We start from the raw sequence: 21,877 nt of genomic DNA on the forward strand, positions 1-21,877 counted from the left end.
GACGACGGTTCCTTCAGCTGGACGACGGGTCGGCCTCCGGATCCGCCGGCACACGCCACGGGTGCAGCGCCGCGATCACCAAGGCGCACACCACTGCCGCGACCAGCCCCGAACGCAGGCCGGTCGGTAGCGAGACCGAAGCTCCCAGAGCCGCAGCGCGATCGGAGACGGTGAGCAGCCACCACAGTGGCGGTGCGGTGCAGTGCATGACCACCGCGCCGAGCGGCGACCACACGCAGGCGAGCAGCGCGCCTATCGCGCCGAGGATGGTGATGGGCGCGATCACCGGTTCGACCAGCATGTTCACCACGATCGCGACCAGGCTGAGGTGACCGGTCATGGCGACGACCAGGGGTGTGGTGACCACGAAGGCCGCGGCGGCCACCGCGAAGGAATCGGCGGGGATACGCCACCACCCATGGGCGCGAAGCCAATCCGACCAGCCCGGGGCGATCACGATCAGTCCCGCGGTGGCCAGCACCGACAGAGCGAAACCCGCGTCCACCGCGAGACCCGGTGACCAGGCCAGCAATCCGATCACCGCGGCGCACAGGGCGGGTAGGGCCTGCTTCCGGCGGCCGGTGCAGAGAGCAAGCAGCGCAATGGCTCCCATGACAGCGGCGCGCAGCACACTCGGCGACGGGCGCGCCAGGATCACGAACATGACCAGGGCCGCGCCCGCGGCCACCGCACCGATACGCGGATCCACCGTGAGAGTGCGCATCGAAACCAAGACGGCCCCCAGCAAAATCGTCACATTCGCCCCGCTGACAGCGGTCAAGTGCGTCAGATCGGACTCACGGAAGTTCTCCTGAACATGGTCGGTGAGGGTCGAGGTGTCGCCGATGACCAGGCCCGGCAGCAAGCCCGCGGCATCGTCGGACAGCGCGCGGTGGGCGGAGGTCGCGAAGTCACCGCGCACCTGCCCGGCCACCCGCTGCCACCAGGGTGGCTCGCTCACCGAAGCGGGTGCGGCCTCGGCCCGCAGCACAGCGATCGTCATATCCGGCCGCCACGGACGGGCAACACGGGCCCGGAATTCCACCTGCTGCCCGGGCAGCAGGGTCCGCCACCCGGCCGCCGGCGCCATCACCATCACCGCCCCGCCGGAATGCACAACCCGCCCACCCAGCCGGTAATCCACCAGCGCGGCCCGCATCATCACCTTCGGCCCGCCGAACGGCCTGCCGGACACCCGTTTCGGATCATCGGTCAGCTCCACCACCGCCACCAACCGCTGCCCGGCTCGCACCGCCCGCAGCGGATGCGCCTGCACCCGATGTGCGTGCCACGCCCCCGCCACCCCGAACCCCGCCCCGATCACCAAGGCCCCCAACACCACCCACGCCACTCCGCTCCCCCGCCCGATCCGCGCCCACCTCACCATCAACGCCCCCACCCCCATCCCCGCGAGCCCGCACCCCGCCGCCACCCCAATCCCGGCCCGCCACCCCGCGACCAACGCCACAACCGTTGCTCCCCAACAACACACCGCCGCCGGCACCAACCGCGCATCCAGCACCTCGGCGACCTCGACCGGCCCACGGTCATCCGCGCGATCCTCGGCCACCCGCTCCGTCGTCATCGTCGCCACCCGATTTCGACACGCCGACCCGCTACCGGCCGTTCCGCGCAATCAGGGTGCGCGGCCGAGACGGGGACGGCGAGCGCCCGTGTTCTCCGCAGCGCGGCAGGGGATTTCGCGGTGGTCATATCGTCACCCGGTCGCGGAGCCGGTTGAGGCGGGAGTGGCCTATGCCCTGGATTTCGCCGAGCTGGTCGATGGAGGTGAAGCGCCCGTGGCGAGTGCGCCAGGTGAGGATGGCCTTGGCGGTGACCGGACCTACGCCGGGGAGAGCGTCGAGGTCGGATTCGGTGGCGGTGTTGAGATTGATCTTGGCGGGGGTGGCGGTGGGGCGGGGCGGTCCGGAGGACGGGGGTGAATCCGCTGGAGGGTGGGCGGAATTCACGAGGGTGGTGCCGGTCTGGGTGGTGGGACGGGGTGTGGTGCGGCCGACGATGATCTGGTCGCCGTCGGTGAGGGGCTGGGCGAGGTTGAGCGCGGTGAGGTCGGCTTCGGGGCGGGGAGTGGCGGCGCGCAGGGCGTCGGCGATGCGGGCGCCGGCAGGGAAGCGGCGGAGGCCGCCGTGCTCGACCAGACCGACGACGCTGACGACGAGTTCGCCGGTCCGCGACGCGGGCGGCTGGGCCACGCCCGGTGCGGGCGTGGCGGTGACCGTGGCGGCGGGGTCGGGTGCGGCGGCGTCCGGGTCGGCGGGGACGGTTTCGCTGAGTGCGGTGATGGGCGGGACCGGCTGGGAGACAGGCTTTTCGCGCAGCGTGACGTAACCGGCGAAGAGGATGGCGAGCAGGCCGATCGCGGCCATGACGAGGACACCGCGCGGGCCCGGATCCCACCGGGTGCCGCGAAAGCGTTCGGGCACCAGGCGTTCGTGCCAGAGCGACACACTGCCGCACGGCTCGGACAACCAGTCCGGTGAGGCGGCGTGATCGGCGCCCCGCCGATCAGGGTCGGCGAGATGGTCGAGCGACTCCTCGTCCCAGCGGGACGGATGTGGACCGCGACCGCCGCCGGATTCGGCCGGGGCGGAGGCGAATTCGGCCGGGTCTGTTTCGGTGGCGGCGCGGGCGGAGAGGCGCTGCAGTGGGGTGCGTTCGTCGAGTCGTGGCATGTGGCTCACGGTAGGAGCGACGGCTGCCCGTTCCGCCCACACGACCTGGGATTTCCGCCGCCCTGTGGACAGCGAATTCGATTGTGGACACCAGGGTTTCCGCTGGTCACCGCGTCCGGAAAGGCAACTGGCCGACCCAGGCGCCGCGTCAGCCGCAGCCGCCGGGAACCACCAGCGCGCCGACCGCTCCCACACCCAGATGCACACCCAGGGTGGGCCCGAATTCGGCGATGATGACCTCCCGGATACCGGGAATCAGATCCTGCAGTTGACCGGCGATGGTGTTGGCGGCCTCCTCGGCCCCGAGATGCTGGACCGCGACCGCCGCCCCGTCCTCCCCCGCCGCATCCACCGCCGCCGCAACGAGTTTGGTGAACGCCTTGGAGCGGGTGCGGGCCTTCTCCCGCAGTTCCAGCCGTCCGTTCACGATCTGGATGATCGGCTTGGTGACCAGCTCGGTGCCGAAGAACGCCGCGGCCGTGCTCAGCCGCCCGCCGCGGCGCAGCTGCTCGGTCCGGTTGACCACGATGAACGCGCGCCCCCGGCTGGCCGCCGCCACCGCCGAGTCGTACACGACATCGAGCGGCTCGCCCGCCCGGGCCCGCCGCGCCGCCGCCAGCACCGGCAGCCCGGTGCCGAGTCCGGCGCTCAGCGAGTCGACCAGCCGGATCCGATCGGCGGCGTCCATGTCGCGCACGGCCTGCCGCCCGGCCTCCCAGGTGCCGGACAGCTGCCGCGAGATGTGCACGGCCACTACGCCGTCACCGCCGGACAGTTCCAGCGCCCGCTCGTAGACGCCGCGCAGATCGCCCGGTGAGGCGGCGGAGGTGGTGACCTGGGAGGAGCCGTAGTCGATATCGCAGGCGTCGATGCCCTCCCGCATCTCGCGGTCGTCGACCAGTACGTGCAGGGGCACGGCCAGCACACCAAGATCAGCTGTGAGGCCGGCCGGCAGGCTGGCCGACGAGTCGGTCACCACCATTACGGTCATGCAGTGTGTACCTCGTCGGCCGTCGCCTCGGTCAGCACCTTCACCATGGCCCGCGCGACCGCGCTGTGGCCCTCCCAGCCCCAGTGGATGCCGTCGGGGTTGGCGGGGCCGTTGAACACGTTGTCGCGCACGGCTTCCCCGAGATCCACCAGCGGCACCGCGTGCTCGTCGGCCCAGGCCGTGACGGCCCGCACCATGGGCTCGCGCCCGGTGTGCACCTCGGCATAGGCCTCGCACTTGTGCACGGAGGGCAGCACCGCCACGAACGGCAGCTCGGGCCGGAGCTGGGCGAGCGAGTTCCGCGACTGCTCCAGGTAGTCCACGCTCACCGCGGGCGGCAGCGCCACCGGCCAGCCGAGCGGAGACAGCTTGGGCTGCACCCAGTTGTAGGCCTCGCGGACCCGGCGGCGCACCGAGGACGGCCGTACGTAGCGGATCAGCTCGCGCAGCGCGGTCGGCAGCGGCGAGGGCAGCGAGTCCATGCCACCGGTCGCGAACACCACGGCGCCGGCCCGCGGCACCGCGGCCCAGATGCGCGGGTCGCCGATCAGCGCCCAGTAGCCGTCCCGGCAGGTCCAGCCGATCCGAGCGACCAGTTCGACGTCCCAGTCCAGTTCAGCGGCAACGAGATTGGGCCAGATGCGCGGATGGTCGGCGGGCAGCCCGCCCTTCGGGCCGAAGTAGGACAGCGAGTCCGCGACCACCACCAGCACCTTGCGCTCCGGCGAACCGTCCTGCGCCGGTTGGCCGTTCGCACTCTCAGAGGACATCAGGGGCTACCTTCGCGACCGCGTTCCACACATCCAGGCGCCAGCCGGGCTTGTCGACGCTGGGACCGTGGCTGGTCAGCTGGACCCAGCTGGTGTTGGCCAGGCCGCCCAGGGCCGGCCAGTTCGCCTCGGGCAGGTCGAGCAGGGCCGCGGTCAGCGCCGCGATGAGCCCGCCGTGCGCAACCAGCATGATGGTACGGCCGGGCCAGTCCTCCCGCGCGGCGAAGAGTTCCGTCACCACGGGCAGCGATCGCGCGCCCACCTCGAGCTTGGATTCGCCGCCGGGCGGGGTGAAGCGGGCGTCGAGCCGCCACGCCTTGCGCGCGCCCGGGTATTCGGCGTCGACCTGGTGGTGGTCCAGGCCCTCCCAGTCGCCGAGGTTGGTCTCGCGCAGGCGCGGGTCGGTGACGACCGGCATGGCCGCGTGTTCGGCGACGGCGAGGGCGGTGTCGTGGGCGCGCTTGAGATCGGAGGAGACGATGGCGATCAGGTCGCTGGTCGCCATGTCGGGCGCGCAGTCCTTGGCCTGCCGTCGGCCGATGTCACTGAGTTCGGTGTCGATCTGTCCCTGCATGCGGTCGCCGGCGTTCCACTCGGTCTGCCCGTGCCGCAGCAGAATCAACCGGCGGACGCCGGCCATCTTGCTCACTCGTCGTCCCCGCCCTTGTCTTCCTCGGTCGTGGTGCGCGGATCGCCGATGCCGTCGATCGGCACCACGGGGCAGTCCTTCCACAGGCGCTCGAGGCCGTAGAAGTCGCGTTCGTCCTCGTGCTGGACGTGCACCACGATCTCGACGTAGTCGAGCAGGGCCCAGCGGCCCTCGCGGGTGCCCTCGCGGCGTACCGGCTTGTATCCGGCTTCGCGCAGCTTGTCCTCGATATTGTCGACGATCGCGTTGACCTGGCGCTCGTTGGGCGCGGACGCGATGACGAAGCAGTCGGTGATGACCAGCTGCTCGGAGACATCCAGCACGACCACGTCGGCGGCCAGTTTCTCGTCGGCCGCCAGTGCGGCGACCGTCGCCATCTTGACCGCTTCTGCCGATGCTGTCACCCTGCTACCTCTTCCCTGCGCACTTTCACAATGCACTGTCTTGCGGCACATACAGGTGCCGTTTCGATATGTATTGGACGACCCCGTCCGGGACGAGGTACCACACCGGCCGGCCCTCCCCCGCCCGTCGCCGGCATTCGCTCGACGAGATGGCGAGGGCCGGAATCTCGATCATCGTGACCGTGCCCTCCGGGTAATCGCGGAGGTGGTCGGCGAGATGGTCGATATTCAATTCGTACCCCGGCCGGCTCACGCCCACGAATTTCGCCAGCTCGAACAGTTCCGACCAATCCTGCCACGTCAGGATGCTGGCCAGCGCGTCCGCTCCGGTGATGAAGTACAGATCGGCGTCGGGATGCTGTTCGGCCAGGTCACGCAGGGTGTCGACGGTGTAGGTCTCTTTGCCGCGGTCCACGTCGACCCGGCTGACCGAGAAGCGGGGGTTGGACGCGGTGGCGATGACCGTCATAAGGTACCGGTCCTCGGCCGGACTGACCGGCCGGTCCCCCTTCTGCCAGGGCTGCCCGGTCGGGACGAAGATCACCTCGTCCAGATCGAACCGATACGCGACCTCGCTGGCCGCGACCAGGTGCCCGTGGTGGATGGGGTCGAAGGTGCCGCCCATCACGCCCAGCTTGCGGCGGCCGTTCGTATGCACGAAAAGCGAGCTTACCGGGGGCTATTGCGCTACCGCCGCACCGGCGGGGCGCAACGGACCGGCTATCCGGATTCAGACCGGCAGCAGGCGGCCGACCAGGGCCGTCAATTGCCGCGCCGAGCGGCATTCGTGCATCTCGATGATGTCGGCATACCGGTCGGCGGCGGAATCGCCGGTGCCCCACATCTTCTCGGCCTCCGGATTGAGCCAGTAGGCGTGCTTGGCGGTGTCGACCAGCTGCCGCAGCGTGGCCAGCGCCGGGTCGCGGTAGTTGGTGCGGGCGTCGCCGAGGATGAGCAGGGAGGTACGGCTGGTCACGGCGTCGGGGAACCGCTCGGCGAAACCCTCCAGGGCCGAGCCGTAATCGGAGTGCCCCTCGATGCCGACCACCTCGGCCTCGGTGAAGATGCGCCGGGTCAGCTGATCCAGCGGGGTGGCCGCGTCGAACAGCTGGGTGACCTCGTCCGCGCGGTCCACGAAGGCGAAGATCCGGACCCGGGAGAACTGCTCGCGCAGCGCGTTCACCAGCAGCATGGTGAAGCTGGAGAAACCGGCGACCGAGCCCGAGATGTCGCACAGCAGCACCAGATCCGGGCGGCCGGGCCGCGGCTTGCGGGTGACCAGGTTGACCGGGACGCCGCCGGTGGACATGGATTTGCGCATGGTCTTGCGCAGATCGATCTCGCCGCGGCGGGCGCGGCGGCGGCGCGCGGCCAGCCGGGAGGCCAGCACCCGGGCCAGCCGCTGGCTGCCGCGGCGCAGTTCGTCGAGTTCGGTCTGGGAGATGCGCAGGAAGTCGGCGTCCTCGGCCTGCCGGGCGACGCCGTAGGTGGCGACCCGATCGCGGCCGATGCGCTCGGCGACCCGGCGGCGGGTCTCGGCCTCGACGGTGCCGCGGAAGTCCTTGATGCGCTGACGGGCCGCGCGCCGGTAGATCTCGTCGTCGAAGTCGGAGTTGTCCATGCCCTGGGCGAGACCGGCCAGGATCTTGCTCACCAGCAGCTCCGGCTGGAGATCCTTGAGGGTCTGGTAGGCGGAGAAGGACGGGCCGCCCGCCGCCTGGTACTGGCCCATCTGGTCGACCATCTGCGCGGCCAGCGCCTGCAACTGCTGGGCCTGCTCGCCGGAGGGGTCCTGGATCAGCAACTCCGCCAGCATCTTCCGCAGTTCGAGGATGTCGACCGAACCGTCGGGTTTGACCGGCAGCTCGACGTCGACGACGCCGACGCGCTCCCCGAGCGCGGCCGGGAACCACAGGTCGAACATGCCGTCGAAAGTGGCCCGCTGGGTGGTGCGGCGCAGCAGCGCGCAGGCCAGGCCCTCGCGCAGCGCCTCCCGGTCCAGCAGGTCCAGGACGGTGAGAACCTGTCCGGCGTCCACGGTTTCGGACGGCCCCACCGGAATTCCCCTGCCGCGCAGGGCTTCCACGAAGCCGACCAGATGCCCCGGCAGCCCGTGCTCGGCCGTCGGCCCGGGCACGGTCACCGCCTTGGCCGGCGTCCCACCCACCGCGCCGATTGCGGGCGTCCCGCCCGAAAGGGCCCGCATGGCAGCCGAAACCAGTCCGCGCGGCGTGTTCTCTTTGCCTTTGGAAGGCCCCGGCCCGCCCGCCATGACGTCAGGCCAGCTTCAGCTCGGACTGGGCCCGCACGTGATCGGCCTGGTGCTTGAGCACCACCCCGAGCGTGGCCCGCACCGTCTTGTCGTCGAGATCGTTCGCGCCCAGGGCCAGCAGCGTGCGCGCCCAGTCGATGGACTCCGCGACCGACGGCAGCTTCTTGAGCTGCATGCCGCGCAGCACGTGCACGATCCGCACCAGCTGCGCCGCCACCGCGGGCTTCAGCTCCGGCACCCGGCTGGCCAGGATGCGGCGCTCGAGCTCCTCGTCCGGGAAGTCGATGTGCAGGTAGAGGCAGCGCCGCTTGAGCGCCTCGGACAGCTCGCGGGTGGCGTTGGAGGTGAGCACCACGAACGGCCTGCGGGTGGCGCTGATGGTGCCCAATTCCGGCACGGTGACCGAGAAGTCGCTCAGCACCTCCAGCAGCAGGCCCTCGATCTCGACGTCGGCCTTGTCGGTCTCGTCGATGAGCAGCACGGTCGGCTCGTCGCGCCGGATGGCGGTGAGCAGCGGGCGTTCCAGCAGGAACTCCTCGGTGAAGACGTCGGCCTTGGTCTCGGCCCAGTCGTTCTCCGAGGAGGCCTGGATGCGCAGGATCTGCTTGGCATGGTTCCACTCGTAGAGCGCCCGCGCCTCGTCCACGCCCTCGTAGCACTGCAACCGCACCAGTTCCGCACCCGCGACCTGCGCGACGGCCTTGGACAGCTCGGTCTTGCCGACGCCCGCCGGACCCTCGATGAGCAGGGGCTTGCCGAGCCGGTCGGCGAGGAAAACCGAAGTGGCGGTGGCCTTGTCGGCCAGGTAGCCGGTGCGGGCCAGCCGCTCGATCACATCGTCGACCGACGAGAAGATCGGCTCCTGGATGGGCGCGGTGGTCGGAGCCACGGGCGGTCCTCCTTTTTCGGGGGTCTGGGGGGAAGCCCCCGGACCCCAATTCCAACCGGCGAAGCCGGGTTACTACACGGGGCGAATTTGCCCGTCGCCCCACACGATCCACTTGGTGGAGGTCAGTTCGGGGAGGCCCATCGGGCCGCGGGCGTGCAGCTTCTGGGTCGAGATGCCGATCTCCGCACCGAATCCGAACTGCTCGCCGTCGGTGAACGCGGTCGAGGCGTTGACCATGACGGCGGCGGCGTCCACGCGAGCGCTGAACTCGCGGGCGGCCTTCAGGTCCGCGGTCACGATGGCCTCGGTGTGGCCGGTGCCCCACTCGTTGATGTGCTCGACGGCCGCGTCCAGGTCGTCGACGACCTTCAAAGCGATGTCGAGGGACAGGTATTCGTCGGCCCAGTCGGTGTCGGTGGCGGGCACCAGGCCCGGCAGGTCGCCGTGAATGGTGACGCCGTTGTCCTCGAGCGCCTTGATCATGCGCGGCACCGCGACCTCGGCGATGGCCCGGTCGATGAGCACCGTCTCGGCGGTGTTGCAGACCGACGGGCGCCGGGTCTTGGCATTGATCAGGATGGACTCGGCCATGTCCAGGTCGGCGTTCTTGTGCACGAACACATGGCAGTTGCCGGTGCCGGTCTCGATGGTCGGCACCAGGGCGTCGCGCACCACCGCGTTGATCAGGCCCGCGCCGCCGCGCGGGATGACCACGTCCACCAGGCCGCGGGCCTGGATCAGATGGGTCACGCTGGAGCGGTCCTCGGCGGGCAGCAGCTGCACCGCGTCGGCCGGAATGCCCTGTGCTTCAAGGGCTTCCCGCAGCACCTTCACCAGCGCCGCGTTGGATTTCGCCGCCGAGGACGACCCGCGCAGCAGCGCGGCGTTGCCCGACTTGAGCGCCAGCCCGAAGGCGTCGACGGTGACATTCGGCCGCGCCTCGTACACCATGCCCACCACGCCGAGCGGCACCCGCACCTGGCGGATCTCGAGGCCGTTGGGCAGCGTCGATCCGCGCACCACGTCGCCGACCGGATCCGGCAGCCCGGCGACCTGGCGCAGGCCCGAAGCGATCCCGTCGACGCGGGCCTCGGTCAGCCGCAGCCGATCCAGCAGCGAGTCGGCGGTGCCGCCCGCCCGGGCGATCTCGATGTCCTCGGCATTGGCGGCCAGTACGGCGTCCTTGGCCGCGAGCAGCGCGTCGGCCGCGGCGTGCAGCGCGGCGTCCTTCTGCGCGGTGGTGAGCTGGGCAAGCGTCCGCGACGCCACCCGAGCCCGGCGCGCCGAGTCGTGCACCGCCTCGCGGACGGCGTCCCGGCCGGTGGTCGTGGGAGCAGTCATAGAGGACAGATTACTGATGACGATCCAACGCCGGTCGGGGGCAGGTTGTTACCGTGGGCGAATGACCGCGAGCATCCGGTTGTCCTCGGGCACCGGTCGATGGGTTCTCCTCGCCACCGTCCTCGGTTCGGGGATGGCCATGCTGGACGCCACCGTCGTGAATGTGGCGCTGCCGCGGATCGGTGACGAGTTCGGCGCCTCCATGGCGGGCCTGCAGTGGACGGTCAACGCGTACACGCTGACGCTGGCTGGATTGATCCTGCTGGGCGGGTCGCTGGGTGACCGGTACGGGCGGCGGCGGGTGTTCCTGATCGGGGTGGTGTGGTTCGCCGTCGCCTCGGCGCTGTGTGGTGCGGCACAGGATGTTTCGATGCTCATCGCGGCACGGGCCCTGCAGGGGGTCGGCGGTGCGCTGCTGACGCCCGGGTCGCTGGCCATCATTCAGGCCTCGTTCCGGCCCGACGAGCGGGCGCGGGCGGTCGGGGCCTGGTCCGGGCTGGGTGGCGTGGCCGGCGCCATCGGTCCGTTCCTGGGCGGCTGGCTGGTGGAGGCGGCCGGCTGGCGCTGGGTGTTCCTGCTCAACGTTCCGCTGGCGGCGGTGGTCGTGGCGGTGACGGTCCGGCATGTGCCCGAGACCCGGGATGCCGAGGCGCGTGGGAGGTTCGATGCGCTCGGCGCGGTGCTGGCGGCCCTGTGCCTGGCCGGGATCACCTACGCCCTGACCATGGCGCCCGAGCACGATACGAGTCGAATCCTGGTGTGGGGCAGCGCGATCGCGGGTGTCGCGGCGGGTGCGGGCTTCGTGGCGGTGGAGCGGCGGCGGTCGCGCGGCGGCCACGATCCGGCGGCGATGCTGCCCGTCGACGTGTTCGCCTCCAAGCAGTTCACCGCGATCAATGCGGTCACCTTCGTCATGTACGGGGCCATGAGCGTGGTGTTCTTCCTGCTGGTGCTGACCCTGCAGGTGGCGGCCGGGTTCAATCCGATCGCGGCCGGGACGGCCATGCTCCCGGTCACCGTCCTGATGCTGTTGTTCTCGGCGCGCTCGGGCGCGCTGGCCCAGCGCATCGGACCCCGCTGGCCGATCACGATCGGTGTGCTGCTGGCCGCGGCGGGCATGCTGCTCATGACCCGCATCGACGTCCACACCACCTACCTGACCGATGTGCTGCCCGCCGCACTGATTTTCGGCCTCGGCCTCACCCTGGCCGTGGCCCCGCTGACCGCGACCGTCCTGGCCACCGCCGACGAACGCCACGCGGGCGTGGCCAGCGGCGTCAACAACGCGGTCGCCCGCGCCGCGGGCCTGCTCGGCGTGGCCGCCATCCCGCCGCTGGCCGGGCTCGCCGGCGCGGCATACACCAATCCGCCCGACTTCGCCCACGGCTTCCACCTGGCCATCGTGGCCTGTGCCATCCTCATGTTCGCGGCGGCCGTCCTGGCGTTCTGCACCGTCCGCGACGATGCTCTGCGCACCGCCCCGCCCTCCTGTAAACCGGAGTGCCGCACTTTCTCCGCCGTCGCGGGCCCGCCTTTCGAACCCGACCACAGCACCCTGACCGGAAGCGAGCTCTCATGACCGCGCCCGAACCCACCGTCACCCAGGTCACCGACACCGCGCCCCAGTTCTTCGCCATCAAGGTCGGCGACACCCGCGCGGGCCTCACCGCCTACATCGATCACGGCCGCCAGCGCATTTTCTTCCACACCGAAATCGATGACGCCTTCGGCGGCCAGGGCCTCGCCACCAAACTCATCGGCATCGCCCTCACCGCCACCCGCGAAGCCGGCAAACGCATCGTCCCCATCTGCCCCTTCGTGAAGTCCTATGTCGAAAAACACCACGACTTCGACAGCCTCCTCGACCCGGTCACCCCCGAGGCCATGGCCACCGTCGAATCCGCCCTCGGCTGAGGGCGGCCCGGCGCCGTGCTGTCGAGGTAGGGCGCGATAGCGCGGCCGTCGTCTAGGGTCCGGGGCATGGCGCGGATCGTGGTGGTGGGCAGCATCAATATGGATCTGGTGACGACCGTGGGGCGGCGGCCGGAGGCCGGGGAGACCGTGTCCGGGGACAGGTTCGCGCTGGTTCCGGGCGGGAAGGGGTCGAACCAGGCGATCGCCGCACGGCGGGCGGGCGCCGAGGTCGAGCTCGTGGGGGCGGTCGGCGCGGACGTGTTCGCCGAGGCCCTGCGGAGAGTGTTGCGGGACGCAGGAGTTGGGGATTCCGGGCTGCGGGCGGTCGAGGGGCCCAGTGGGATCGCGTCCATCGTGGTGGATGGGGGCGGGGAGAACACGATCATCGTGGTGGCGGGGGCCAATGGGCGGATGACGGAATTGAGTGCGGCGGATCTGGATGCGATCGCCGGCGCGGATGTGCTCATGTGCCAGTTGGAGATTCCGGTTCTCACGGTGCTCGCGGCGGCTCGGCACGCGCGGGCGAACGGCACCGTGGTGTTGCTGAATCCCTCACCGGTGCAGGAACTTCCGGACGAGGTCTGGGCGGAGGTCGACGTAGCGGTTGTCAACGAGGGCGAGGCGGCGCGCCTGGCCGGTGTTCTCACCGCGGTCCCGCACGTCGTCACCACCCTCGGTGCGGCAGGCGCGTCCTATCGCGGGCCCGGCGGTCTCGCCCTGGCTCATCCCGGCGTGCGTGTGCAGGTGGTGGACACCACCGGTGCGGGTGATGCCTTCACCGGAGCGCTGGCCGCGCACTGGCACGAGGGCCCGGCGACCGCGCTGGCCTGGGCCTGCACGGCGGGTGCGCTGACCACCACGAAACTGGGGGCCAGCGCGTCGATTCCGGAGTCGGCGGAGATCGAGCGGCTGCTCGCGGAGACCGAGGTCCGATAGCCGGATGTGCGGCGCGTCCCGGCCCGGCTGCGTGACCGCGTCATCCAGGGCGCACTCGGCCTGTCCGGCATCGATGCCAGCGCTCCCGCGCGGGCGTAGCGCGGGAATAACCGCCGGATTTCGGCACTCCACTCAGGTGGACATTCGACCAAGATATGAACCGTGCCGGTGCCCATGTCGTTCGGCATCGGTATCGATCACAGGATTCAGGAGATGGGCCAATGGATTTGGGACTGGCCGGCAGAACCGCGCTCGTGACCGGCGCGTCGGCGGGCATCGGCGCGGAGATCGCGCGGGTACTGGCCGCGGAGGGCTGCCATCTGCACCTGGCCGCCCGCAGCAAGGAGCGGCTGGACGAACTCGGCGAGCAGTTGAGCGCCGACTGCGGGGTGCGGGTGCGCTCACACACGGTGGATCTGCGCTCGGCCGCGCAGCTCACCGGGCTGGCCGACGCGGTCGGCGCCCCGGACATCCTGGTCAACAATGCCGGTGACATTCCGGCCGGGACCCTGGCCGCTGTCGACGCCGACACCTGGCGACACGCGTGGGAGCTCAAGGTCTTCGGCTACATCGACCTGAGCCGCCGCGTCTACGCGGACATGAAAAACCGGGGCGGTGGCGTGATCGTGAACGTCATCGGCTCTGCGGGCGAGCGGCCCGACGCCGAGTACATCGCCGGCAGCACCGGCAATGCGGCGCTCATGGCGTTCACCCGCGCGCTGGGCAGCCGCAGCTGGCGCGACGGCATCCGGGTGGCCGGCATCAATCCGGGCCCGGTGGCGACCGACCGCATCACCACGCTCATCGAGACCAATACCCACTTCGCCGATATGGCGGCGGACCTCCCGTTCGGCCGCCCGGCCCACACCCGCGAAATCGCCGACATGGCAGCGTTTCTCGCCTCGGACCGATCCGGCTACACCACCGGCACCATCGTCACCATAGACGGCGGCCTGAGCCTGTCCTGAGGTTCAGGCGACCGGGTTCGTCCGGCCCGTGTGCAGGGCGACCAGGTCGGCCATCTGCTTGCCGGCGCGTTCCAGGGGTGCGGTCGACCGGGTCGCCAGCGAAATGACGACCGCGCCCTCGACAGCGGCGATGATGGTGGTCGCCAGCGATCGGGCGGTGTCGGGTTCCACCGCCTCGGCCTCGAGCCGATCGGCGAGGATGTCCTCCCATTCACCGAAGGTCTCCCCCGCCACATCGGCCGCTTCCGGCGATTCCGAGCGCCCGAGCGCCGCGGCCACGATCGGGCAGCCGGCGGTGAAATCGCTGGACACCAGCACATCCCGCCACAGGGCCGGGAAGGCGGCGACGGCGCCGGCCAGATCGGTGCCGGCGGTGACGGTTCGCATGAGGGCGCTGGTGGCCTGCCCGGCGGTGCGGGTGGCCTCGGCGACCAGTTCGGATTTGCCGCCCGGGAAGTTCAGGTAGATGGACCGGCGGGAGATGCCGCTGTGGTCGAGCAGCTGCGCGATGCCGGTTCCGGCGATGCCATTGCAGCGCATCAGGGCGATGGCGCTGTCGATGAGGCGGTCGCGGGCGCCCATGGGTCGTTCCTCCTTGCTGTATACCGATCGGTGTACTACCGTTTTCGGATATACCGATTGGTCTACCCGAGTGTAGTCCGCCGCTCAACTCTTCGACGAGGAATCGGGGCCCACGCCATGGCGTCAGCATCCACACCGCGACAGTCGACCCTGCACGATCCCCTGCCGCTGGCCAGCGGACAGGTGCTACCCAATCGCATTATGAAATCGGCCCTGAGCGAAGGGCTGGCGAATGGCGACAATGCCCCCGACGCGCGCCTGGAACGACTGTACGACCGCTGGAGTCGCGGCGGCTACGGCCTCATCGTCACCGGCAATGTCATGGTCGACCGCCGCCACTGCGGTGAACCCGGCAATGTGGCCATGGAGGACGACCGGCACCTGGAGGCCCTCACCCGCTGGGCGAAGGTCGCCAAGGACGGCGGCGCCAAGGTGTGGGTGCAGCTGAATCATCCTGGACGGCAGGCCAATCCGATCGTCACCCGCACCCGCGCGGTCGCGCCCTCGCCCATCGCCATGGGCATTCCCGGCGTGCCCGCCCCGCGCGAGCTGACCGAGGACGAGATCCTCGACATCATCTCCCGCTTCGGCCGTGCAGCCCGGGTCGCCGAGGCCGCCGGATTCGACGGCGTGCAGATCCACGGCGCACACGGCTACCTCGTGTCACAGTTCCTGTCACCGCTGTCCAATCAGCGCACCGACGCCTGGGGCGGCGACGCCGAGCGCCGGCGGCAGTTCGTCGTCGAGGTCGCGCGCAGCATCCGTGCGGCGGTGAGCCCCGGCTTCGGGCTGGGCATCAAGCTCAATTCGGCCGACTTCCAGCGCGGCGGCTTCACCGAGGACGAGTCGCGCACCGTCATCGAGGAGCTGTCCGCCGAGCGGGTGGACCTGTTCGAGATCAGCGGCGGCAGTTACGAATCCCCCGCCATGATGGGCCGCCCGCGCACCGCGTCGGCGAGCACCCGGGCCCGCGAGGCGTACTTCCTGGACTACGCCGAGACCGCCCGGCGGGCCGCGGGCTCGGTGCCGATCGCGGTGACCGGCGGCTTCCGCTCCCGCGCCGCCATGTCCGACGCGCTGGCCGCCGGCGCCTGCGACCTGGTCGGCCTGGGCCGCCCCACAGCCGTGATCCCCAGCGCCGCAGCCGATCTGCTCACCGAGAGCACCGACACGCTGCGCCCGCCGCACATCTCGCTGGGCCTGCCGCCGCGCCTGGCCGCCAATGGCGGACTCAAGTCCTTCGACGGCGCGCTGGATCTGCAGTGGCACACCGACCAGCTGCACCGGCTGGGCGCGGGCAAGGACCCCGACCCGGACCGCTCACCCTGGCTGACGGCCCTGACCATGCTGCGCCGCAACGGCCTCGACGCCTTCCGCAGCAAGCGATCCGCCGCCCCGCGCACCGCCGCCGACCGCGCGGCCCGCAAGTTCCGCACCGAGCGCGCCATGGGCCGCTACGTCATGAACCCGACGGTGCGGGCGCTCGACAGGATCGGCATCCGCACGGCCTTCGCCAGCGAGATCGAGACCATCGGGCGTAAGTCCGGGCTGCCGCGCCGCGTGCCGGTATCGCTGCTGTTCGACGGCGAGGGCGCGTGGGCCATCTGCCAGCACGGCATGCGGTCGGGCTGGGGGCTGAATCTCGCGGCCGATCCGAATGTCCGGGTCCGCCAGGGTGACCGCTGGCGCACCGGTACCGCCGTATTGCTCCCCGACGACGATGTGGTGGCCCGCGCCCGCACCTTCGCCCCGCATCCGGCACTGGCGCCGTTCACCCGCAGCGTCTTCGCGGCACTGGAGAGCGATCCGGTGACGGTCCGGATCACCTTCACCGATCGACAGTCCGACGGAATTTCACCGTAATCAGGAATTTATGTTCATGTGATATGGTGAAAGCGAAATCGAATTCTCCTGTCTACCATCGGGTCTCGCGGTAGCGAGTGGATAGTGCGCTGCCACGCATCCGAATAAGACAGGAGAATTCGATGGACAACGGTTCGACGGAGACCAAGGGCCCGAGCCGGACCGCGATGATGGCGGCGGCCGGTCGCGCCGCACATCTGATCGTGGATCGCGCACCGCACCTGTTCCAGGACACGGTGGCGGAGACGCTGCTGGGCGAACGAGCCGCCGAACTCCTCTCCTACCACCGCGAATCCGGCGATCACCCGGTGCTCAGCGGCACTCGATCCCAGGTCAGCGCCCGCAGCCACTACACCGAGGCCCGGCTGGCGGCAGGCGATTTCGAGCAGTACGTGATCCTGGGTGCGGGCCTGGACACCTTCGCCTACCGCTCGCCCCTGGCCGGGCAGGTCGCTGTCTTCGAGGTGGACCATCCGGCCACCCAGGCATGGAAGCGGGAATTGCTGGCCGCCGCCGGAATCGGTGACACCGCGGTCGAATTCGTCGGCGTCGATTTCGAACGCGACGATCTGGCGGCGGAATTGACCGCGCACGGTTTCGACCCGAATCGTCCCACGCTGGTGAGCTGGCTGGGCGTGACCATGTATCTGACCGAATCCGCGATCGCGGCCACCCTGGACACGCTCTCGCGCCTCGCGCCCGGCACCGAACTGGTGATGGAGTACGCGCTGCTGCCGGAGCTGCGTGACGAATCCGGCCGCGTCTTCGCCGAATTCGCGCTCGCCGCCACCGCGGGGCAGGGTGAGCCGCTGCTCAGCTTCTTCTCGCCCGAATCAGTGACGGCACTGCTGAACAGTCACGGATTCACTGTGGCCGACCATGTTTCGCAGCAGACCGCCGTCGACGCCGCCCTCTGGCAGCGCACGGACGGCCTGCACCCCGTGGACTTCTGCCGGCTGGTGCGCGCTCACAACCCGGGACGAACCAGGATCTGAATGTGGTCGTCGGGATTGCGCAGTGACCCGAAGGCGCCCGCGACCCCGTCCAGCCCCACCTGATCGGTGATGAGCGAGGCGGCGTCCACGGTGCCATCGGCGATGCGCCGCAACGTCTTCGCGTACTCCTCGTGCGGGTACACCATGCACATCTGCAACGAGATGTCCTTGTAGATGCCCACGATCGGCCGGATGACATCGTCGGTCATGACCGCGCCGACCTGCAGGATCGCCGTCTCGCGCGGCACCTTGTACATGAGGTCGTTGAGCAGCCCCGGCACCGAGGCGCACACCCACACGTGCAGTTTCTGCCCCGGTGTGGACAGTTCCTGCCACACCTCGACCGGATCCTCGGCGGCCGGATCCACCGCCCGGTGCGCACCGAGCCGCAGCGCGGCCTCCCGGCGCAGTTTCGACGGATCGGAGGCCACGATGGGTGCGACGCCGCGCTCCGCCAGCGCGGCCACCGCGCCCAGACCGACCGGCCCGCAACCGATCACGATTCCGGTCCCGTCCGGCCCGATGCCGGCGCGGGCCACATTGCCGAACCCGACGGCCAGCGGCTCGGTCAGGGCCGCGACATGCGGCGGCACATGGTCGGGAATGGGTTCCAGCGCCATGGCCTGCAACACCATGCGCTCGCCGAAGCCGCCCGGGAACTCGTTGGAGTAGCCGATGCCGTGGATACCGCCCGCGGTGTCCAGCGCCCAGGGCAGCGCGACCACGTTCTGTCCCTCGACGAACGGGGTGTCCGGTCCCGCGCCGATGACCCGGGCGGCCAGCTCGTGGCCCAGCACCAGGTCCCGGTGCGGATCGAACAGGAGGGTCGGCACGCCGCTGTCACGGGAGGCCTGGAGGAACTCCTCGGTGTAGTCGAGCGCCTGCCTGTCGGATCCGCAGATCCCGCAGGCGATGGTCTCGACCAGCACCTGACCGGGCCCCGGCACGGGCTCGGGAACCTGGTCGACCACGAGTTTCCGATCGCGCATGACTACCGCGCGCATGTCACTGTCCTTCCGTACCGGGACGCGGGCTACGGAACGCGGATCAGCTTCGGGCCCACTCGTGGCCCCAGTAGCTGTCGGCGGTCATCTCCTCGGCGACGTAGTCGTCGCCGACGAGCATGCCCTCACAGCCGAATTCGAGATCCCAGTTGCCCGGGGTGCGGACGTAGAAGGAGATCATCTTGTCGTTGGTGTGGCGGCCCAGCGTGGAGGACAGGTGGTAGCCCGCCTTGTTCACGCGGTCCAGGGCACGGCCCACATCGTCGAGCGAGTCGACCTCGACCATCACGTGCACGATGCCCGGGCCGTCCGGCCGCGAGCCCGGGATGAGCGCCAGGCTGTGGTGGCGGGCATTGACGCCCATGAACCGGATCCAGATCGGGTGCTCGGGCGGGCCCACCCGGAACGAGCCGCGGGAGGCGAAGCCCAGCACCTCGGTGTAGAACTTGCGCGCCTCTTCGATGTCGTGGACCGGCAGCACCACGTGGCCCAGACCCAGGTCACCGGTGACGAAGCGGTTGCCGAACTTGCCGACCACCGGGCTGTGGTCGAGCAGCGGGCCATGAAAGACCTCGATGGTGAACCCGGACGGATCGACGAAGGCGATGGCCGCCTCGACGTGGCGGTTGGCGGCCTCGGCGAGGGTCAGTGGGGTGACCGCGACGCCGGCCTTCTCGAGGATCTCGCGCACCAGGTCCAGCGAGCGGCGGTCGGCGACCTGCCAGCCGACGGCGATGACCGCGTCACGGTCGCCGGGCACCAGCTCGAGCCGGTAGGTGTGCTCGTCGACGCGCAGGTACACCGAGTCGGGATTCGGGCCGGAGCCCTCCGCGAAACCGATGGTGTCGAAGGCGAATGCGCGCCAGGCGTCCACATCGGCGATCTGGGCGCGCACATAGCCGAGCGAGGCGAAGGCAGCCATGGTGATACTCCTCGGGAGATTAGGGATATCAGGAATAGGTGACGGTGACGTCGTCGGTGACCGGAACGGCCTGGCAGGCGAGCACATAGCCGTCGGCGATGTCCTCTTCCTCCAGAATCTCGTTGCGGCGCATGCTCACCTCGCCGGACACCACCCGGCACACGCAGGCGCTGCACGCGCCCTCCTTGCACGAGTAGGGGGCGTCCAGGCCCTTGGCGAGCATGGTGTCGAGCAGGGTCTGCCGGCGCGGCCAGGTCAGCTCGTGGTTCTCGCCGTCGAGTTCGACCCGCGCGAGGGCGGCGTCACCGTCGTCGGCCACCACTTCGGTGGCGGCCGTGTCGATCTCGAACGGGTTGCCGGACAGGGAGACGAACTTCTCGGAGTGCACGCGCATGCGGTCCGCGCCGAGTTCGGCCATGGCGGCCACGACCGCGTCCATGAACGGACCGGGACCGCAGACGAAAACCTCCCGGCCCGCCCATGGACGCGCCATCGCGGCCAGGCCGGCCACGCTCGGCAAGCCCTGAACGGACTGCAGCCAGTGCAGCACCAGGAGCCGATCCGGGTGCGCTGCAGCCAGTTCCGCGAGCTCTGCGGCGAAGATAACCGAATTCTCGTGCTGGTTGGCGTAAATCAGGGTGCAGTGACCGGAGCCCTGCGCCAGCACGGATTTCAGGATGGACAGCACCGGCGTGACGCCGCTGCCGCCGGCGAACAGCAGCAGATCGGTGTCCAGCGACTTCGGGGTGAAGATGCCGGCGGGCGGTAGCACGTCGAGGGCCAGGCCCTCGGCTGCGTTGTCGCACAGCCAGTTCGAGCCATAGCCGTCGACGGTCCGCTTGACAGTGACCTTCAGCGGGCCGCCCTCGTGCGGCGCGCTCGACAGCGAGTAGCAGCGGCTCACCGAGCCGGTGAGCTCGCTCGGGATGCGCAGGGTCAGGAACTGTCCCGGACGATACGAGAACCGGTCGGCGTGCGCGGCGTCCGGTGCGAGCTCGAGCGACACCGCGTCGGCGGTCTCGCGCACCACGCGCACGACCTGCACCGATGTGATCCCGCTCACTTGGGCGTTCGCCACAGCCTCGTCGACCTCGAAGTCTGTCACGGTCATCCGTTCCACCAGTTCCATTCCTGTGCTGTCTGTTTCGAGCCCGTCCGGGGCGGGTATCAGATACTCGGGGCCGACCGCCGACGATGTCGGGAGGCCCACCCGGAGGTCGCCGGCCGGAGCCGACGACCCCACTCAGGCCAGAGTCCGCCCTCGAGTGCGCACGTCCACGTCGCGCGTGCTGACGGTCAGCGCACCCGAGGCGACGGCCTTCTCGATGCTCGCCCGTAGCGCCCGGCACGTGTGAGCTCGCAGCCCCGTGTCCGCGAGTTCCGTGCACGCGGCCTGCGCGTCCTTGTTCCACTGCACGCTGGTGTGCTGGTCGCTGTACTTCTCCACCAGCACGCACGTCCCGCAGGACCGGCACGAAACCTTGTCCATGGCAGCGTCTCTCAGCTCTGCGCCACTGCGCCGGAGACGTTGCTCGCAACGGCGGCTTCGCGCTTGGCGATATTGTCGGCGACCTCCGCCTCCCAGGCGGTGACCGCGCGGGTGGTGTCCACCTCGTACTCGAAGCGGTCGGTCATCTCGTCCTCGACCTCGGCGGTGTCCACGTAGAACTGCTCGTACCAGCGACGCAGCTGATAGACCGGCCCGTCCTCCTCGCACAGCAGCGGATTGTTGATGCGCGACTTGCGCTTCCAGATGGCCGCGTCCTGCTCGAAGCCCTTGCCCAGGCCGCCCACGAACTTCTCGGCGATCTCCCGCGCCTGCTCGGCGGGCACGCCCTGCGGCCTCTTGGCGATCGCGCCGTACATGAGCACGAACTGGTTCTCGTTGATCGGGTAGTGGCAGTTGATCAGGTAGCCCTCGACGACCAGCCCGTTCGGGCTCTCGCTCTTCAGGTAGTCGATCATGTAGGAGGGCCCGTAGTAGGAGGCCTCCGACTGCAGGACGTTCTTGCCGCCCAACGCCTTGGCGGTCTCGCCCATCATGTCCTCACGCGATACGGAGGTCATGTACTGGCTGGCGGTGTGGCCCTCGAAGACGTTCTTGAAGAAGGTCGGGAAGCCGTAGTGCACGTAGAAGAAGTGCGCCATGTCCACGACATTGTCGACGACCTCGCGGCAGTTGGCATCGACGATCATCGAGTTCCAGGTCCAGTCGGTCCACTCGTCGTCGAAGGCGGCGTCGATGCGCGGGATCGCCAGCTCGGCCGGCGGCTGCTTGCCCTCCGGGTCGTTCCAGACGAACAGCATCTTGTTCTCGACCATGGTCGGCCACGCCTTGGTGCGGGCCAGCGGGGGCACGCGGCGCGCGTACGGGATGCCGGTGCACTTGCCCTTGCCGTTCCAGCGCCAGTCGTGGAACGGGCAGGCGATGGAGTCGCCCTTGACGGTGCCGTCGGCCAGGTTGCCGCCCATGTGGGGGCAGTACGCGTTGAGCACGTTGAGGGTGCCGTCCTCGGCCGCGAACACCACGATCTCGGTGCCGAAAGCCTTGACGGTGTGCGGCTTTCCATCGCGGAAGGAGTCGGCCAGGCCCAGGCAGTGCCAGCCGCGCGCGAATCGCGTCGGGGGCTTGCCCGCGTCGATGACCCGCGCCTCACCGTCCATGGTGGTCATGTGAATTCCTC

At 69.9% G+C, this 21,877-nt stretch carries 22 protein-coding genes; 6 read left to right on the top strand and 16 right to left on the bottom strand.

The genetic code is table 11. The features are described 5' to 3' along the window. Positions 1–13: 13 nt before the first annotated feature. The 10 genes from ON33_RS18155 to ON33_RS18200 form a co-directional block, all read right to left on the bottom strand. Positions 14–1,585, bottom strand: a complete 1,572-nt coding sequence (locus tag ON33_RS18155) for a ComEC/Rec2 family competence protein (RefSeq protein ID WP_051152426.1) — start codon at positions 1,583–1,585, stop codon at positions 14–16. A gap of 124 nt (positions 1,586–1,709) precedes the next feature. Next, positions 1,710–2,693: a ComEA family DNA-binding protein gene (locus tag ON33_RS18160; RefSeq protein WP_218001460.1), complete on the bottom strand. Its 984-nt coding sequence runs from the start codon at positions 2,691–2,693 to the stop codon at positions 1,710–1,712. A 148-nt stretch (positions 2,694–2,841) separates the two neighbouring features. Beyond that, positions 2,842–3,684, bottom strand: a complete 843-nt coding sequence (locus ON33_RS18165; RefSeq protein ID WP_040860135.1) for a DegV family protein — start codon at positions 3,682–3,684, stop codon at positions 2,842–2,844. Then, positions 3,681–4,454, bottom strand: a complete 774-nt coding sequence (octT, locus tag ON33_RS18170; protein WP_051152427.1) for a diglucosylglycerate octanoyltransferase — start codon at positions 4,452–4,454, stop codon at positions 3,681–3,683. Before octT ends, ON33_RS18165 begins: the two co-directional genes overlap by 4 nt. Continuing rightward, positions 4,444–5,094, bottom strand: coding sequence for a histidine phosphatase family protein (locus ON33_RS18175; RefSeq protein ID WP_040860549.1), 651 nt, complete (start codon positions 5,092–5,094; stop codon positions 4,444–4,446). Before ON33_RS18175 ends, octT begins: the two co-directional genes overlap by 11 nt. Positions 5,095–5,099: 5 nt before the next feature. After that, the gene (gene rsfS / locus ON33_RS18180; RefSeq protein ID WP_040860136.1) at positions 5,100–5,507 is read right to left on the bottom strand and encodes a ribosome silencing factor; all 408 of its coding nucleotides are present in this window, start codon (positions 5,505–5,507) and stop codon (positions 5,100–5,102) included. Positions 5,508–5,532: 25 nt separating this feature from the next. After that, on the bottom strand, positions 5,533–6,165 hold the full coding sequence (gene nadD / locus ON33_RS18185) for a nicotinate-nucleotide adenylyltransferase (protein WP_085996783.1): 633 nt from the start codon (positions 6,163–6,165) through the stop codon (positions 5,533–5,535). Between the two features lie 72 nt (positions 6,166–6,237). After that, positions 6,238–7,713: a vWA domain-containing protein gene (locus tag ON33_RS18190; protein ID WP_083869065.1), complete on the bottom strand. Its 1,476-nt coding sequence runs from the start codon at positions 7,711–7,713 to the stop codon at positions 6,238–6,240. 70 nt (positions 7,714–7,783) lie between these two features. Beyond that, positions 7,784–8,668, bottom strand: a complete 885-nt coding sequence (locus ON33_RS18195) for an AAA family ATPase (protein WP_245550577.1) — start codon at positions 8,666–8,668, stop codon at positions 7,784–7,786. Between the two features lie 72 nt (positions 8,669–8,740). Continuing rightward, a complete protein-coding gene (locus ON33_RS18200; protein ID WP_040860138.1) occupies positions 8,741–10,009 on the bottom strand; it encodes a glutamate-5-semialdehyde dehydrogenase in 1,269 nt (422 codons plus the stop codon). Between the two features lie 61 nt (positions 10,010–10,070). Between ON33_RS18200 and ON33_RS18205 the strand changes: the two genes are divergently transcribed. From ON33_RS18205 to ON33_RS18220, 4 genes are all read left to right on the top strand, one after another. After that, the gene (locus tag ON33_RS18205) at positions 10,071–11,588 is read left to right on the top strand and encodes an MFS transporter (RefSeq protein WP_040860139.1); all 1,518 of its coding nucleotides are present in this window, start codon (positions 10,071–10,073) and stop codon (positions 11,586–11,588) included. Next, on the top strand, positions 11,585–11,923 hold the full coding sequence (locus tag ON33_RS18210) for a GNAT family N-acetyltransferase (RefSeq protein ID WP_040860140.1): 339 nt from the start codon (positions 11,585–11,587) through the stop codon (positions 11,921–11,923). The genes ON33_RS18205 and ON33_RS18210 overlap by 4 nt, the downstream gene beginning before the upstream one ends. 66 nt (positions 11,924–11,989) lie before the next feature. After that, complete coding sequence (locus ON33_RS18215; RefSeq protein WP_040860141.1) at positions 11,990–12,859, top strand: ribokinase; 870 nt, start codon at positions 11,990–11,992, stop codon at positions 12,857–12,859. Between the two features lie 221 nt (positions 12,860–13,080). Then, positions 13,081–13,827: a short-chain dehydrogenase/reductase gene (locus tag ON33_RS18220; protein ID WP_040860142.1), complete on the top strand. Its 747-nt coding sequence runs from the start codon at positions 13,081–13,083 to the stop codon at positions 13,825–13,827. Positions 13,828–13,830: 3 nt separating this feature from the next. Here ON33_RS18220 and ON33_RS18225 read toward each other — a convergent pair whose 3' ends face one another. Further along, positions 13,831–14,409 (bottom strand): TetR/AcrR family transcriptional regulator, encoded by a 579-nt coding sequence (locus tag ON33_RS18225; RefSeq protein WP_040860143.1) that lies wholly within the window; start codon positions 14,407–14,409, stop codon positions 13,831–13,833. Between the two features lie 117 nt (positions 14,410–14,526). On the opposite strand from ON33_RS18225, the gene ON33_RS18230 reads away from it, so the two are divergent. Beyond that, positions 14,527–16,272 (top strand): nitroreductase family deazaflavin-dependent oxidoreductase, encoded by a 1,746-nt coding sequence (locus tag ON33_RS18230; RefSeq protein ID WP_040860144.1) that lies wholly within the window; start codon positions 14,527–14,529, stop codon positions 16,270–16,272. Between the two features lie 122 nt (positions 16,273–16,394). Beyond that, positions 16,395–17,267, top strand: coding sequence for a class I SAM-dependent methyltransferase (locus tag ON33_RS18235; RefSeq protein WP_218001461.1), 873 nt, complete (start codon positions 16,395–16,397; stop codon positions 17,265–17,267). On the opposite strand, the gene ON33_RS18240 is transcribed toward ON33_RS18235, so the two are convergent. The 5 genes from ON33_RS18240 to ON33_RS18260 all read right to left on the bottom strand — a co-directional run bounded on the left by ON33_RS18240 (position 17,240) and on the right by ON33_RS18260 (position 21,866). Then, positions 17,240–18,271, bottom strand: coding sequence for a zinc-binding dehydrogenase (locus ON33_RS18240; protein WP_040860145.1), 1,032 nt, complete (start codon positions 18,269–18,271; stop codon positions 17,240–17,242). The two genes, ON33_RS18235 and ON33_RS18240, sit on opposite strands and share 28 nt — an antisense overlap. 43 nt (positions 18,272–18,314) lie before the next feature. Further along, positions 18,315–19,193, bottom strand: coding sequence for a VOC family protein (locus tag ON33_RS18245; protein WP_040860146.1), 879 nt, complete (start codon positions 19,191–19,193; stop codon positions 18,315–18,317). Between the two features lie 28 nt (positions 19,194–19,221). Then, a complete protein-coding gene (locus ON33_RS18250) occupies positions 19,222–20,298 on the bottom strand; it encodes a 2Fe-2S iron-sulfur cluster-binding protein (protein ID WP_444543761.1) in 1,077 nt (358 codons plus the stop codon). Positions 20,299–20,436: 138 nt separating this feature from the next. Next, positions 20,437–20,682, bottom strand: coding sequence for a hypothetical protein (locus ON33_RS18255; RefSeq protein WP_040860147.1), 246 nt, complete (start codon positions 20,680–20,682; stop codon positions 20,437–20,439). A gap of 11 nt (positions 20,683–20,693) precedes the next feature. Continuing rightward, positions 20,694–21,866 carry a 3-ketosteroid-9-alpha-monooxygenase, oxygenase component gene (locus tag ON33_RS18260; protein WP_040860148.1) on the bottom strand — a complete coding sequence of 391 codons (1,173 nt, stop codon included), beginning with the start codon at positions 21,864–21,866 and terminating at the stop codon, positions 20,694–20,696. Positions 21,867–21,877 lie beyond the last annotated feature (11 nt).

This window comes from Nocardia niigatensis NBRC 100131 (assembly GCF_000308655.1).
Lineage (GTDB): Bacteria > Actinomycetota > Actinomycetes > Mycobacteriales > Mycobacteriaceae > Nocardia > Nocardia niigatensis.

Excerpts from the sequence above, each read along its gene's own strand:
- ON33_RS18220 (WP_040860142.1), top strand. The coding sequence starts at position 13,081 with ATGGATTTGGGACTGGCCGGCAGAACCGCGCTCGTGACCGGCGCGTCG.
- ON33_RS18200 (WP_040860138.1), bottom strand. The coding sequence starts at position 10,009 with ATGACTGCTCCCACGACCACCGGCCGGGACGCCGTCCGCGAGGCGGTG.
- ON33_RS18175 (WP_040860549.1), bottom strand. The coding sequence starts at position 5,094 with ATGGCCGGCGTCCGCCGGTTGATTCTGCTGCGGCACGGGCAGACCGAG.
- ON33_RS18160 (WP_218001460.1), bottom strand. The coding sequence starts at position 2,693 with ATGCCACGACTCGACGAACGCACCCCACTGCAGCGCCTCTCCGCCCGC.
- ON33_RS18230 (WP_040860144.1), top strand. The coding sequence starts at position 14,527 with ATGGCGTCAGCATCCACACCGCGACAGTCGACCCTGCACGATCCCCTG.
- ON33_RS18235 (WP_218001461.1), top strand. The coding sequence starts at position 16,395 with ATGGACAACGGTTCGACGGAGACCAAGGGCCCGAGCCGGACCGCGATG.
- ON33_RS18215 (WP_040860141.1), top strand. The coding sequence starts at position 11,990 with ATGGCGCGGATCGTGGTGGTGGGCAGCATCAATATGGATCTGGTGACG.
- ON33_RS18260 (WP_040860148.1), bottom strand. The coding sequence starts at position 21,866 with ATGACCACCATGGACGGTGAGGCGCGGGTCATCGACGCGGGCAAGCCC.
- ON33_RS18240 (WP_040860145.1), bottom strand. The coding sequence starts at position 18,271 with ATGCGCGCGGTAGTCATGCGCGATCGGAAACTCGTGGTCGACCAGGTT.
- ON33_RS18205 (WP_040860139.1), top strand. The coding sequence starts at position 10,071 with ATGACCGCGAGCATCCGGTTGTCCTCGGGCACCGGTCGATGGGTTCTC.
- ON33_RS18225 (WP_040860143.1), bottom strand. The coding sequence starts at position 14,409 with ATGGGCGCCCGCGACCGCCTCATCGACAGCGCCATCGCCCTGATGCGC.
- ON33_RS18155 (WP_051152426.1), bottom strand. The coding sequence starts at position 1,585 with ATGACGACGGAGCGGGTGGCCGAGGATCGCGCGGATGACCGTGGGCCG.
- ON33_RS18165 (WP_040860135.1), bottom strand. The coding sequence starts at position 3,684 with ATGACCGTAATGGTGGTGACCGACTCGTCGGCCAGCCTGCCGGCCGGC.
- ON33_RS18210 (WP_040860140.1), top strand. The coding sequence starts at position 11,585 with ATGACCGCGCCCGAACCCACCGTCACCCAGGTCACCGACACCGCGCCC.
- octT (WP_051152427.1), bottom strand. The coding sequence starts at position 4,454 with ATGTCCTCTGAGAGTGCGAACGGCCAACCGGCGCAGGACGGTTCGCCG.
- ON33_RS18190 (WP_083869065.1), bottom strand. The coding sequence starts at position 7,713 with ATGCGGGCCCTTTCGGGCGGGACGCCCGCAATCGGCGCGGTGGGTGGG.
- ON33_RS18255 (WP_040860147.1), bottom strand. The coding sequence starts at position 20,682 with ATGGACAAGGTTTCGTGCCGGTCCTGCGGGACGTGCGTGCTGGTGGAG.
- ON33_RS18245 (WP_040860146.1), bottom strand. The coding sequence starts at position 19,193 with ATGGCTGCCTTCGCCTCGCTCGGCTATGTGCGCGCCCAGATCGCCGAT.